We start from the raw sequence: 13240 nt of genomic DNA, 5'->3' as shown, positions 1-13240 counted from the left end.
CGGGGCCCACGCCCCGCTCCTACCGGGAGGTACGAGGGCGACGCGGCCGTGTGCCCCGCCGTCCGGAGGGCGAGAGGGCACGCAACCCCTCCGCCGCGAGCCGCTTCCGGGCCGCCTTCGCGTCCAGTCCGGTGAAGTGCATGGCCAGCGCCAGCTTCACCTCGCCGCCCGCCGCCTCCAGCAGCCGCGAGGCCTCCGGGGCGGGCAGCTCCGTCAGCTCCGCCACCATGCGCGCCGCGCGCGTGCGCAGCTTCGCGTTGGCCGGGCGCACGTCCACCATGCGCCCCCGGTACACCTTGCCCAGCGACACGAAGGCCGCAGTCGTCACCGCGTTGAGGATGAGCTTCGTCGCCGTGCCGGCCTTCAGCCGCGTGGAGCCCGCCACCAATTCCGGCCCGGTGCGCGCCAGCACCACCGTGTCCGCGGCGGCCCTGGGGCCCGGCGGGTTGCAGCACACCAGCACCGTGTGGGCCCCGCGCCGCTTCGCCTCGGCCAGCGCGCCCAGCACGTACGGGGTGGAGGCGCTGGCGGAGATGCCGCACACCACGTCCTTCGGGCCCGCCCGGAAGGCGCGCACCGCGGTGGCTCCGGCCTCGAGGTCGTCCTCGGCGCCCTCCACGGCGCGCGTCAGCGCCCGGCGTCCACCGGCGATGGCCGCGCGGACCCGCGAGGGCGGAACTCCGAAGGTGGGAGGGCACTCGCTCGCGTCCAGCACGCCGAGCCGCCCGCTGGTACCGGCGCCCACGTAGAGGAGTCGACCGCCGGCCCGCAACGCATCCGCCACGGCCCGAGCCGCTTCCGTGATTGCCGGAAGCGAGGCACGGACCGCACGGACGGCGGCCAGGTCTTCATCATGCAACCGGCGGACGACCGACCCGATTGACAGCAGATCGAGGTCGTCCGCGCGGGGGTGAAGCCGCTCGGTGGGGGGCAGTGACGGCCGTGAAGCGCGAGTCGTGCCCACCCTCGAACGTCCAGGCCTCAGGCGGCCTTGGTCACCTTGCCCGCTTTGATGCAGCGGGTGCACGCCAGCACGCGCGTGGTGGTCCCCTCGACGTTGGCCCGGACCTTCTGGAGGTTCGGGAGGGTCCGCTTCTTGGTCTTGTTGTTCGCGTGGCTGACGTTGTTACCCACCAGCGGACGCTTGCCACAGATGTCACACTTCCACGCCATGACCTCTAACTCCTTGAAAACTGGGGCGTCGCACGCCTGCCGATTAAAAGAGCGGCGGAACCTGCCAGAGAACGGCCCGGAAATCCAGCCTTTGATCTAGGTGGATCAGCCCTTGAGCGGATCCTTCTTCTTCAACATGTCCTGCACCATGCGCGCGGCGCGCAGACCGGCGATGAGCTCGCCCTCCAGGCCGAGGCCGGGGAGGACCTCGCGGCTGGCGAGGAGGATGTTCTTCGCCGGCGTCCGCTGAGGCAAACCCGTGACGCCCAGGAAGGCTTCCGACTCGAAGCTGTAGAGCGGGTGGGGCATCAGCCGGCTGCCGCGCACTCCCCCGGCGTCCAGGTAGGGGGCCGAGCGCAGCAGGCGGTGCTGCGCGGTGAAGGGCATCAGCGCGTCCAGGTGCTCGTCGATGCGCGTGGCCACGCCCTGCAGGTGCTCCTCGCCCAAATCCCGGTAGGAGGCCGGCACGAAGGCGCCCGCGCACACCACGCGCAGGTCCTCCACCTCCTTGCCCTCCTTGCCGCCAGGGCCCGCGGGGGTGCGCGCCGCGTGCACCTGCACGAGCAGCGGGCCCAGCTCCGAGTCCTCGGTGTCCACCAGGGCCAGCTCGCCCAGGCCGCGCGGGAGGGCGGACTCCGGCACCACCCAGTTCACCGTGAAGCAGAGCGACTTCTCGGTGGACTGGTCCAGGTGCTCCAGCAGGCCGCGGTGGTGCTTCTTGTCCGTCACCAGCCGCCGCAGCGCGCCGGCATCCGTGGCCGCGACGAGGCACGCCGCGCGGTAGAGAGTGTCCGAGCGCAGGAGCTTCACGCCGGCGAACTTGCTGCCGTCGAAGGAGAGCTCCTCGACGATGAAGCCGGTCGGGCTGTCCCGGCCGAGCACGTCCCCGCCCAGCTCCGTCACGCGCCGGGTGAGCAGCTCGCGCAGGCCCTCGCGCCCGCCGCTGAAGGCCGAGGGGGAGGAGAGCACCTGGGAGAGGGGCCGCGTGAGGGCCAGCGGCGACTCCGGGGCCTCCAGGTGGCTGACGAAGGGCAAGAGCCCGCGCACCAGCTTCACCGGGGCGGAGTCCCCCACCAGCCGGAGCGGGGCCTCCAGGCCGGGGTGGGCCTTGATGAGCTTGTTGAGGCCCCACTTCTCGAAGAAGCCGTCCGGGGGCAGGGCGGGGGCTTCCTTGAAGAAGGCGTCGGTGGACTCGTGCTGGACGGCGGTGCCGGCCAGGGTGCCCAGCAGCGCCTCGCCCTCCTCGCCCAGCTCGCGCGCGGCCTCGGCCTTGCGGCGGGCGGTGTCGCCGTGCAGGTCCAGGCGGTGCTTGGGCAGGAGCAGCTGCAGCTCCGGGGCATGGGGCCGGAGCGAGCGCTGCACGGTGGCGGTGAGGCCCAGCTCGGTGAGGGCCTCCTCCACCGTGGGCATCGTCTTCAGCGGGGGCGCGACGAAGGGGGCGTACGGGAGCACGTAGCCGCCGTGCTCGTAGCCGGGGCCCATGCCGTCATGCTCCACCAGCAGGACGCGGTGGTTGCGCTTGGCCAGCACCGCGGCCGCGAGCGCGCCGCCCAGCTGACTGCCGAGCACGATGACGTCATAGACGTGCCGGGACGGGCCCGATGGAAGCTTGAGTTTGGCTGAGGACGTCGCCATGGGCGCGGAACACTACACAACGCGCCCGCCGCTGGCGCCCTTTTGGCGCATGGGCCATGTCCTACCCGGGGTGGACCGGGGGCCCCTCAGGCGGGCGTGCCGAAGAGGCGGGCCTCCAGCTCCGGGGGCAGCGCGGTGAAGTCCGGCAGGGTCCACCCCGCACCGGCCTCGCGGAGCTGCCCGGCGGGCGCGGCCGTGGTGATGCCCACCACCGGCATGCCGGCCTCCCGCGCGGAGATGACGCCGAGGACGGCGTCCTCGAAGGCGAGGCACGCGGAGGGCTCCACGCCCAGCGCCTTCGCGGCGGCCAGGAAGATGTCCGGGGCGGGCTTGCCGCGGGAGACCTGCTCCGCGCCGACGACGGCCGTGAACAGGGGGCGGATTCCGAGCCCGTCCAGCACCAGCTCGCGGTTGCCCTGGGGCGCGGCGGTGGCGACCGCCGTGGCGATGCCGGCCTCGCGCAGCCGGGCGATGAACGCCTCGGCCCCGCGGTGCAGCCTCAGGTGGGGGCGGTACAGGGCGCGGTAGTGGGACTCCTTCTCCTCGGCGAGCCGGGCCAGCTCCTCGTGGGGGACGGGGCGGCCGAGCAGCTCGGGGAGGATCTCCTCGTTCTTCTTGCCGGCGAAGCCGGTCTGGAAGTCCTCGGCCGTCATCGACAGGCCGAGCTTCCGGGCGAGGGCCACCCAGGCCTCGTTGTGGAAGGGCATGTTGTCGACGAGCGTCCCGTCCATGTCGAAGACGACGGCGCGCAGGGGGGCCATGGAGGAGGTCATGGGGTCCCCATAGCGCGTCCGGCGACAGGGCGGCTCACTCAATCCGCGCGCGCGAGTCGCCCGCCTGATATCCCCTCCGAGCATGAGTGATGACGTGCTCCTGGAGACGCGGGGGGCGGTGGGCGTGGTGACGCTGAACCGCCCGAAGGCCCTGAATGCCCTGGACCTGGGAATGTGCCGGAAGCTGCAGCCGGCGCTCGACGCGTGGGCGGTGGACCCGGCCGTGAAGGCGGTGGTCATCCGGGGCGCGGGCGGACGGGCCTTCTGCGCGGGAGGAGACGTGCGCGCGGTCGCCGCCTCGGCGGGCAGCGCGGCGGGCGAGGAGCAGGAGCGCCTGTCGCGCGAGTTCTTCCGCGCCGAGTACGCGCTGAACCACCGCATCCACCACTTCGGCAAGCCCTTCATCGCGCTGGTGGACGGCATCTGCATGGGCGGCGGGCTGGGGCTGTCCATCCACGGCGCGTACCGCGTCGTCACCGAGAAGCTGGTGCTGGCCATGCCGGAGACGGCGATTGGCCTGTTCCCGGACATCGGCGGCGGCTGGTTCCTGCCGCGCTTCCCGGGCGAGGCGGGCACGTACCTGGGCCTCACCGGCGCGCGGTGCAGCGCGGCGGACGCGCTGTGGCTCGGGTACGCCACGCACCACGTGGAGTCGGTGCGGCTGGACGCGGTGCTGGACGCGCTGGTGGGCGCGCAGTGGGGGAGCGGCGCCGCCAGCGCCGTCGCGGAGAAGGTGCTCGCGGACTTCCACGCGGACGCGGGGACCTCCGCGCTGGCCGTGCAGCACGGGGCCATCGACCGGTGCTTCGCGGCCGAGCGGGTGGACGACATCCAGCAGGCACTGGAGCTGGAGGGCACGCCCTGGGCCCAGGAGACGTGGGCCACGCTGCTGCGCATGTGCCCCATGAGCCTCAAGGTGACGCTGCACCAGCTGCGCATGGGCCGCACGCGCGACTACGACGAGATGGTGACGGTGGAGTACCGCCTGAGCCAGGCGATGACGGCGCGCCAGGACTTCCGCGAGGGCATCCGCGCCGTCCTCGTGGACAAGGACAACAAGCCGCGCTGGCACCCGGCCACGCTGTCCGACGTCACCGACGCCGAGGTGGAGGCCTGCTTCGCGCCCCTTGGCGCCGACGAGCTGGTACTGCCCGTGCCGCCGCGCTGAGCACTGGAGGCAAGTCCCTGGAAGGACAGGCCCTCCTTCGTGCTGGACAAATGGTGCTGTTGGAATGATACAGCAGCATCGTGTGTGCCGGGTCTGTTCCGACACAGCGGCGGCGCTCTCCGGGTGCCGTTGAAAGGCCCTCCATGTCCCGCATCCAGTGTTCCCTGGCCCTGCTCGTGTGTGCCCTGGTGCTGATGTCCCCCGGGTCTTCCCGGAGCGCCGAGGTGGTGGAGTTCCTGGTCATCGCGCATCCCTCCGCCGGGGTGGACACGCTGACGCGCCAGGAGCTGGCGCACTTCTTCCTCAAGAAGACGACGCGGTGGGAGTCGGGGACGGAGGTCCTCCCCGTGGATCTGCCGGAGGACTCCGCGGTGCGCGTGGCCTTCAGTGAGGAAATCCTCCAGCGCTCCCTGCCCGCCGTGCGGGCCTGGTGGCAGCAGCGCATCTTCTCCGGCCGGGGCGTTCCTCCAGTCGTGATGGAGACGACGGACCAGGTGGTGGACTTCGTGCGCTCCACGCCGGGCGCGGTGGCGTACGTCGACGCGGGTGCGGACGTGCAGGGAGTCGCCGTCCTGGTGGTGGCGGACCCGTGAGGGCCTCCAGCATGAAGTTCCAGCACAAGGTCCTGCTGCTGCCGGGCCTGGCCACGGTGTTCCTGCTGGTCATCGTCACCATGTCGGAGCTGCTGGGGCGCAGCACGGAGCTGCACGTCGCCGATATCGAGCGGGGCTACGTCCCCGCGGTGCTGCTCGGCAGGGACCTGGAGCAGCTCCTGGCGGAGGTGCAGCGCGACCTCCAGGACGCAGTGGCCGCCGAGGACGAAGACCTCCTGGCGCAGGTGGACGTGAAGGCCCAGCGCCTCGGCGAGCTGATGGCACAGGCGCGCTCCAGCCCGACGCTGGACCCCGAGCGCCTCCAGCGCGCGGGGCAGGACCTGGAGGCATACCTGCGGCACGCCCGGGACACGAGCGCGCGGATGATTCGCCGGGAGGCGCAGGCCCCGAGCCAGCTCGCGGAGATGGGCGAGCGCTACAACCGGCTGCGGGAGTCGCTGCGCCAGGCCACCCAGGACGACCAGCGCCGGATGAGCGGCGCCTTCTCCGAGCTGCGGGAGGAGCACACGCGCGCCCAGCGGTGGTTGATGGGCGTGGGGCTGTTGATGCTCGCGGTGCTGGGGGTGCTCTCGCTGTGGCTGGTGGCCCAGGTGGCCCGGCCCCTGACGAAGCTGAACCAGGTGGCCTCCCGCATCGCGACCGAGGGGGACCTCACCCAGCGCATCGACATCGACTCCGAGGACGAGCTCGGCCAGTTGGCGCGCAGCTTCGGAGAGGTGGTGACGCGCCTGCGGACCGTTCCGCTCACGCTGAGGGAGGCGCTGACGGAGCTGTCGCAGAGTGTCCAGGGCATCAGCCAGCTCGGGCGCGAGCAGTCCGCGGTGCTCGAGCATCAGATGGCGAGCCTCGAGGAGGCGCGCGTGGCGATGGCGGAGATCTCCGAGACTGCTCGCGCGACGGGGGCGCAGGCGGGCCGCGTCCTGGAGGTGGCCGCGAATGCCGAGACGCTGAGCACCTCCGGCCAGGCCTCCGTCGAGCAGAGCGTGCGGTTCCTGGGGGAGCTGCGCGAGCAGGTCGCGGCGATGGTGACGGGCATCGGCGAGCTGTCGGAGGGCTCGCTCAAGGCGTCCTCCATCCTGGTGTCGGTGAAGGACCTGACGGACCAGTCCAACGTGCTCGCCATCAACGCGGCCATCGAGGCGGCGAAGGCGGGGGAGGGCGGCCGTGGCTTCGCGGTGGTGGCGCGGGAGATGCGCTCGCTGTCCCAGCAGTCCTCTCGCAGCACGGAGAGCATCGGGAGGATTCTCGCGGAGATGAAGGAGACGGTGGGCCGGGTCACCCGCAGCGCGGAGGCAGACCAGCGGCGGATGGAGGCGGGCATCGCCGAAGCGCTCGCCTCGGGCCAGAGCCTGCGGGACATCACCGAAGTCGTACGCGAGAGCAGCATGGCGGCGCGCTCCATCGTGGCGGCCGTGACGATGCAGAACGCCGGGGTGAATCAGATGTCCACGGTGGTGTCCCAGCTCACCGAGAAGATGAAGGAGATTCTCAGGGCCACGCAGGGCACCCAGGCCGCGGTCCAGCGGCTGAGCGCGGCCTTCGCACGCATCGACGGGCTGGTGAGCGGCTTCCGCGTCTGAGGACGATGGCCTCCAGTGCCGCCCGGTCATTCACGCGAGGCCGTATGACCAGGCCCGAGGGGAGGACTAAAGGTCCTCGTCGCTGAGGACAACGATGCCTTCGGAGCGAAGCAGGGCGGTGGTGACGCCCTCGCCGGGCCGGAGCTTCCGCGCCTCGTACACCTGCTGCGTCCCGCAGGAAGGGCTCTTCTCCTTGAGGATGGCCACCGTCGCGCCGAACTTCCGAGCCGCCTCCAGCGCGAGCCGGGCGCCCCTCAGGAAGGGCTCCGTCCGGTCGACACCGCCCTCGCGCTCCAGGGCCCGTGCCCGTCCGGCCAGCACGTCCACGCCCGTCCCGCCGCTCAGCTCCACCGGGGGGCGGGGGACGGGCATGCCGCCTCCGACCTCCGGGCACACCGGGACGACTTCCTTTCCTTCGAGCGCGGCCATCACCCTGGACGACAGCTTCGAGCGCGCGTCGAAGCGGACCGCCTCGCCGATGAGGCACGCGCTCACGAGCACCACCCGGGCCTCGCGCAGCGCCGCGAGTCGCTCCTCGCGGGTCGTGGCCGCACCTGCGCCAGCGCTGGCCGCCGTCACGTCGTTGCTGCCCGGGATGCCGCTGTCGCTCGTGTTCATCCTGCCCGTCCCTGGCCCGGCTTCACCGGGGCGTGCCAGGGCTGCGCAGCGACAGCTCGCCCACCGTCGCCTGCGCGTCCACTCGCGTGCGCGCCCCGTCCATCGTCACCTTGCCCGTCACCGCCAGCCGCACGGCGAGGGGATAGAGTCGGTGCTCCTCCGCGAGGATGCGCGCGCTCAGCCCCTTCTCGTCATCGTCCGGCAGCACCGGCACGGCCGCCTGCGCGATGATGGGGCCCGTGTCCGTGCCCGCGTCCACGAAGTGCACCGTGCACCCGGCGACCTTCACCCCGCGCTCCAGCGCCTGCCGCTGCGCATGGAGCCCTGGGAACGACGGCAGCAGGGAAGGGTGGATGTTGAGCACCCGCCCCGCGTAGTGGCCCAGGAAGTCCGCGCTCAGCAGGCGCATGAACCCCGCCAGGCACACCCACTCCACCCCCGCCGCGCGCAGCGCCTCCAGCAGCGCCCTCTCGAAGTCCGCCTTGGTCGCGTGCGCCTTGTGGTCCACCACCACGGCCGGCACGCCCGCCTTGCGCGCCCGCTCCAGCGCGAAGGCCGTGGGCACGTTGGAGATGACGCAGGCCACCTCGGCCGGGAAGTCCTCCTGCGCGCACGCGTCCAGCAGGGCCTGCAGGTTGCTGCCACTGCCGGACACCAGCACTCCCAGGCGCGTGCGCTTCACGCTCATGGCTCGATGACCGCCGTCGCCTCGCCCTGGCCGGCTTCCACGCGGCCCACTTCCGTCGCCTGCACGCCGCGCGCGCTCAGCACGGAGAGCGCCTGGGCCACGTCCTCCTTCGCCACCACGACGATGAGGCCCAGGCCCATGTTGAACGTGTTGAACATCTCGTCCCGGGCCACGTTCCCCTGCTTCGCGATGAGGTCGAAGATGGGCGGCTTCGTCCACGCCTTCTCGCTCAGCACCGCGCGCGTGCCGTCGGGCAGGCAGCGGGGCAGGTTGCCGGGGATGCCGCTGCCGGTGATGTGGGCCATGCCCTTCACCTTCACCGCCTGGAGCAGCGCCAGCGCGTCCTTCACGTAGATGCGCGTGGGCTCCAGCAGGGCGTCCGCCAGCGGCCGGTCCAGCCCCTCGGGCGTGGCGTCCAGCTGCAGCTTCGCGTCCTCCAGCAGCACCTTGCGCGCCAGCGAGTAGCCGTTGCTGTGCAGGCCGGACGAAGTCAGGCCGATGAGCGCGTCGCCCGGCTTCACGCTCTTGCCGTCGATGATGGCCGACCGCTCCACCACACCGACGCAGAAGCCCGCCAGGTCGTACTCGCCTCGCGCGTAGAAGCCCGGCATCTCCGCCGTCTCGCCGCCCAGCAGGGTGCACCCGGCCTGCTCGCAGCCCAGGGCGATGCCCTTCACCACCTCGGCCGCCGCGTCCACCTCCAGGCGGCCGGTGGCGAAGTAGTCGAGGAAGAACAAGGGCTCCGCGCCACAGGTGAGGATGTCGTTCACCGACATTGCCACCAGGTCGATGCCCACCGTGCCATGGCGCCCGGCGGCGAAGGCGACCTTGAGCTTGGTGCCCACGCCGTCCGTGCCGGCCACCAGCACTGGCTCCTTGTACTTGCCCGGCGGCAGGGCGAACAGGCCGCCGAAGCCGCCCACCCCCGCGACCACCTCGGGGCGCATGGTGCGCGCGGCGTAGGGCTTGATTCGGTCGACGAAGGCGTCGCCGGCCTCGATGTCCACTCCGGACTGCTTGTAGGTCGTTCCCACGGGCGGCCTTCTACCCGCCACCGTCGCCGTTGTCTCGGGCCGTGACGCGGGGGTGTTGGCTTTGCGCCTCCTCCCGCGCCAGTCAGCCAGCACGCGTCTACAAGGGCATGGCCGCCTGAAATCAACGGGTTTCGTGGCACTGACTCCCACCGCTGCCAGCACCATGGCGCATCCACCGGGCCGAGGGGCTCCAGGTGAACCAGTGGAGTCATTTATTTCCGTTAAGTCGTGGTTGTAGCGTTTCGTGGCCGTACGCTGCGGGTCCTCCCTTTCGTCACGACGGAGCCTCTCATGCCGGACTCCAGCGCTTCCCGGCGTTCGCCTCGCAGTGGACGCTTCGGAGGTGTAGGGGCGCGGGCCCACGCGTGGGGGTACCTGCTGCTGGCGGTTGTTCTGTGCTCCACCGGCTGTGCCGCGAGGGCGCCAGACAGCACGCTGACGTTCGGGCGACTGGGGCTCGCCGCGGGGGACTGGGACACGGAGGGCCTCGCGGAAGAGAAGGATGCTCCTGCCGCTTCGTCCCAGGAGGTCGGAGACGTCGGTGCTCGGCTCCGGCGCCGCAAGTCGGTGCGCCTGCATGGCTCGGACCTGGGCGTGTCGGTAACCCTGGCGGTAACACCAGGGGAGTCCGTGTGCGGTGGACGCGTGCCCTCCGGCTGGCCACGGCTGGATGCCAGTGAGGAGGTGCTGACGCCATTCCTGGCGTGCGCTTCCCCTTCGGACTTCGTGGCGTTGCAGCGCACGGTGGACATGCCCGTGCTGGTCGAGTCCCTCTCGGACTGGGACGCCGTTCGGCTGGGGGCGCTGGGACCGCTGCGTGCGGACGCCTCCAACGTCCTCGCTCACAAGCGCGCCGTCTTCCTCGTCTCGGCTGCCCGGAAGTACGGGCATGCCAGGGCGGAGGTCTTTGCCCTCTTCGTCCTCCACTCCGCCTTCGATGACGAAGTCCGGCTGGTGCTGCGGCTGCTGGCCGGAGACAGGCAGCTGCGGGCCGTCCTGGAGCCGATGGCTACCGTCCGTGAGGAGCTGGCGAAGCGGGGCATTTCCCTCTCCCAGTACCCGGAGCGAGTCTTCCGCGCGGGGGATGTCCTCCGCGGACTGGGGCGCGCCGGCGAGGACGCGCTCTCCACGAGCTGGGTCGCCAATGGAAGCGCGGGGCTGGAGCTGTCCGCGCGGGCCCGGGTCCTGCCGCCGCCGTACCAGACGGCCCTGTGGGAGGTGGAGGGCGCCGTCATGCGGCGGCAGTACGCGCCGGGCGAAGTGACGCTGGGGGCCTTCGACCACCTGACGTTCGGCGTGCCGGTGGGCTTCTACCACCTGCTGGCCGGGACGCTTCAGGGCATGGGCTCGCTGGCGGCGGGCGAGTACGAGCAGGCCACTCGGGAACTGGCACCCGCGGCGCTGATGGTGGGGCTGTACGCGGGCGGCAGGGGCATGCGCTCGATGCGTGAGGGGGCCATCGCCGGAAGCGAGGGCGGCCGGCCTCTGGGGGCTTTGCCTCGGCTGGCGCCGCTGAAGGCCGTGCTGGAGCGATTGGAGGCACGGCTGGGTGAGGGCGCCGTGGGCGAGCTGGCTCGTTACGTCCAGGCAAGCCGGGAGGGAGCCCTCGTGGTGGCGGAGTGGGGCGAAGCGGGGGCGGCGGCCCTGCTTGAGGCGCGGGGCAATGCGGGGAAGGCACAGGCGTGGCTGTCCGAGGCGAAGTCCCAGCGCGCGGGACCCACCATGTCGCGAGGTGGGGCGGGGAGGGCGGCCAGCGCGGTGGCGGCGCGGGTGCGCGAGGCAGCGGGCTACACGCGCGAGGCGCTGGAAGCGAAGCTGCTGCGGGCGGAGCAGGAGGCGCCGGGAGCGCGCCTGCCCGCGGACGTGACGCGGCTGAAGCAACAGCATCCATCTGTCGAGGCTCCGCCGCCGGGTGTGCGCGAGGGCTCCACGCTCTGGAGCGAGTACGTGACGTACCGGTCGCGGAGGCTCGCAGAGCTGGAGCAGGGCCAGACCACGAAGGGACCGTTGCGATGGGAAGGCTACCGGGAGATGCGCGGGCTGTTCGCCCGGGGCCTGGACTTCGAGCGCGCGATGGTGGCCCTGCTCCGTGAGGACGCGGCATTGCCCAGGGCACAGCGGCGGTGGCTGCGGGACTTCGACGTGCCGCGCATCGAGACGCACGTGGGCGTGTGGAAGGAGAAGACGGGCTTGCGATTCTCGGACGTGCTCGTCATCGAGGAGCGTCCGCCCGCGGGCCAGCCGCCACTGGTGGAGACCATCAGCTTCAAGAGCCGGGACCTGTCGCGGATGAAAAACGACTTGTTGGAAGCGCAGGTGCTCGCGGACGCAAGCGACGCCTTGCACAATTATGGCGAGACGCTGAACATCCGTCGACGTGCGCTCAACCCCAAGGGTGACCCGACGCAGGTTCAGGTCCGGCGGGTCCGGCTTGTCTACGAGGGTGGCGACCTCAGGCCTCGAGATCTGGCGGAGTGGAGAAAGGTCGTGAACGCAGTCCAGGACACGGTCGAGGGCGTGGAGGTGCAGCTTCAATGAAGGTGCTGGAGCTCCATGACTTGAAGCCGGAGGACTGCCTCCGATTGTCCTTTGATGCCGACCTCCGCTCTCGAGTTTCGTTCGAGCGCGAGCTGGAGCCTTTGCTCCAGGCCTGCGAGACACATGCGGGCGCGTGGATGCCGGAGGTCGTCCACGGCAAGCGGTGGCGCCAGTACTCGCGTGTCGCGGTCTGCAAGAGCTTCGAGGAGAGGCGTGACAAGGACTACACGTCCATCGGGCTCTATCGGAAGGAATGGCCCGCCCTGGACATGACGCTCAGGCTCAGGTTGCCGCCGCGTCCGCCTCGTCTGGACGTGTGGGTCGCCATCCAGCCGCTCTCCGTCTTCGCGGACGCCGGCCTCTGCGGACGGTTCGTGGACATGGTGCGCGCCTGGGCCTCCCACTACCCGGTCACCCACGCCTGGGCCAACAGTCTGGCGGAGGACCAGCTGTCCGGAGCTCCCGACTTCGGCCGCGACACCCAGACGTCGATTCGCGACGGCTTCGACAAGGTCTACGAAGTCTCCTGGCTCAACGTCTTCGGCCCCAGGCTGGTGGAGTCCGTCGGCCGCGAGCGGGTGCGGTCCACGCCGGCCCACCGGGTGGAGGAGTTGCCCAACGGCGCCATCCTCCTGGTGACCTGGCCCACCGCCGCGGACTTCGCCAGCGACGAGGCCCGCCAGGCCCAGGCCCGCGCCCACGCCCACCTGCGGCCGGACCTCGACTACGCCACCCTGCTGCGCACCCTGCGCGAGCGCAGCGCCACCCTCGCGCCCGTGGAGCCGCGCTTCCCTCCAGACCTGGAGTCACTCCTCACTCGCGTGGTGGACCATGTCCGCATCAGCGAACGCCAGCGGAAGATCGCCGAGCTCAACGACTGGCGCCCTCCGGAGCCGGACGAGTGGCTCCCCGCGAGCGCGGCCCTGCCTCCGGACGTGAAGGACGTGGCCTTCGTGCGCCACCAATACGGCGAACTTGCCGAGAGGCTCGTGGCGCTGCTGCACACCGACGTCCCCTCCGTCTTCGAGGCCACGCCCGAGTCGCTCACCGACGTCGACGCCCACTTCTGGTGCAAGGACTTCCTGAAGAACCGCCTGCCGCAGGTCATCGACGAGCACCTGATGCCCGCGGTGGGCGCCTACCTCGGCGAGGTGCTGGTCAGGCGCCTCGGCGGACAATGGATACCGCGCAAGAGGCTGGAGGAAGCCCAGGTGCGCGTGGCCGACCGCGTCTGGCTGCCCTTCCTCCGGGCCCACCGCTACCTGCGCTCGCGCCAGGCGCTGCTGGACCACTCCCTCACCCGGCTCTACCAGGTCGCCATGCAGGCTCGGTCCTGACGCGTAGGGCCCCGCCTCCTCACTGCCTGTCGCACCGCGACGCACAGCAAGGGAATTTGACCGGGGGGGTGGGGGCTGATTG

General features: G+C 71.4%; 12 protein-coding genes. 5 read left to right on the top strand and 7 right to left on the bottom strand.

Features of this window, described 5'->3' with window-relative positions; all coding sequences use genetic code 11:
• Positions 1-19 precede the first annotated feature (19 nt).
• The 4 genes from murQ to LXT23_RS27865 all read right to left on the bottom strand — a co-directional run bounded on the left by murQ (position 20) and on the right by LXT23_RS27865 (position 3581).
• Positions 20-964 (bottom strand): N-acetylmuramic acid 6-phosphate etherase, encoded by a 945-nt coding sequence (gene murQ, locus LXT23_RS27880; protein WP_253983359.1) that lies wholly within the window; start codon positions 962-964, stop codon positions 20-22.
• 17 nt (positions 965-981) lie between these two features.
• Positions 982-1173, bottom strand: a complete 192-nt coding sequence (rpmB, locus tag LXT23_RS27875) for a 50S ribosomal protein L28 (RefSeq protein WP_163996957.1) — start codon at positions 1171-1173, stop codon at positions 982-984.
• Between the two features lie 105 nt (positions 1174-1278).
• Positions 1279-2808: an NAD(P)-binding protein gene (locus LXT23_RS27870; RefSeq protein WP_253983358.1), complete on the bottom strand. Its 1530-nt coding sequence runs from the start codon at positions 2806-2808 to the stop codon at positions 1279-1281.
• An 86-nt stretch (positions 2809-2894) separates the two neighbouring features.
• Positions 2895-3581, bottom strand: a complete 687-nt coding sequence (locus tag LXT23_RS27865) for an HAD family hydrolase (RefSeq protein ID WP_253983357.1) — start codon at positions 3579-3581, stop codon at positions 2895-2897.
• 82 nt (positions 3582-3663) lie between these two features.
• Here LXT23_RS27865 and LXT23_RS27860 point away from each other — a divergent pair, with 82 nt between their 5' ends.
• The 3 genes from LXT23_RS27860 to LXT23_RS27850 all read left to right on the top strand — a co-directional run bounded on the left by LXT23_RS27860 (position 3664) and on the right by LXT23_RS27850 (position 6943).
• Complete coding sequence (locus tag LXT23_RS27860) at positions 3664-4749, top strand: enoyl-CoA hydratase/isomerase family protein (protein ID WP_253983356.1); 1086 nt, start codon at positions 3664-3666, stop codon at positions 4747-4749.
• Between the two features lie 143 nt (positions 4750-4892).
• Positions 4893-5342 carry a type 2 periplasmic-binding domain-containing protein gene (locus tag LXT23_RS27855; RefSeq protein WP_253983355.1) on the top strand — a complete coding sequence of 150 codons (450 nt, stop codon included), beginning with the start codon at positions 4893-4895 and terminating at the stop codon, positions 5340-5342.
• An 11-nt stretch (positions 5343-5353) separates the two neighbouring features.
• Positions 5354-6943 (top strand): methyl-accepting chemotaxis protein, encoded by a 1590-nt coding sequence (locus LXT23_RS27850; RefSeq protein ID WP_253983354.1) that lies wholly within the window; start codon positions 5354-5356, stop codon positions 6941-6943.
• A 66-nt stretch (positions 6944-7009) separates the two neighbouring features.
• Here the strand turns inward: LXT23_RS27850 and LXT23_RS27845 are convergent, their stop codons facing one another.
• The 3 genes from LXT23_RS27845 to purM are packed head-to-tail and all read right to left on the bottom strand — an operon-like array spanning position 7010 to position 9283.
• On the bottom strand, positions 7010-7561 hold the full coding sequence (locus tag LXT23_RS27845) for a DUF523 domain-containing protein (protein WP_253983353.1): 552 nt from the start codon (positions 7559-7561) through the stop codon (positions 7010-7012).
• Between the two features lie 22 nt (positions 7562-7583).
• On the bottom strand, positions 7584-8249 hold the full coding sequence (gene purN, locus LXT23_RS27840; protein ID WP_253983352.1) for a phosphoribosylglycinamide formyltransferase: 666 nt from the start codon (positions 8247-8249) through the stop codon (positions 7584-7586).
• Entirely contained in the window at positions 8246-9283 is a 1038-nt protein-coding gene (gene purM, locus LXT23_RS27835) for a phosphoribosylformylglycinamidine cyclo-ligase (RefSeq protein WP_253983351.1), read from the bottom strand. The genes purN and purM overlap by 4 nt, the downstream gene beginning before the upstream one ends.
• A 291-nt stretch (positions 9284-9574) precedes the next feature.
• Between purM and LXT23_RS27830 the strand changes: the two genes are divergently transcribed.
• Together LXT23_RS27830 and LXT23_RS27825 are read left to right on the top strand one after the other, a co-directional pair.
• Positions 9575-11821 carry a hypothetical protein gene (locus LXT23_RS27830; protein WP_253983350.1) on the top strand — a complete coding sequence of 749 codons (2247 nt, stop codon included), beginning with the start codon at positions 9575-9577 and terminating at the stop codon, positions 11819-11821.
• The gene (locus LXT23_RS27825; protein WP_253983349.1) at positions 11818-13158 is read left to right on the top strand and encodes a hypothetical protein; all 1341 of its coding nucleotides are present in this window, start codon (positions 11818-11820) and stop codon (positions 13156-13158) included. The genes LXT23_RS27830 and LXT23_RS27825 overlap by 4 nt, the downstream gene beginning before the upstream one ends.
• The last annotated feature ends 82 nt before the right edge of the window (positions 13159-13240 follow it).

The sequence above is a fragment of the Pyxidicoccus xibeiensis genome (assembly GCF_024198175.1).
Classification (GTDB): Bacteria; Myxococcota; Myxococcia; order Myxococcales; family Myxococcaceae; genus Myxococcus; species Myxococcus xibeiensis.
The sequence above is the reverse complement of the archived record's forward strand: the minus strand, read 5'-3'. Positions and strand labels throughout refer to the sequence as shown.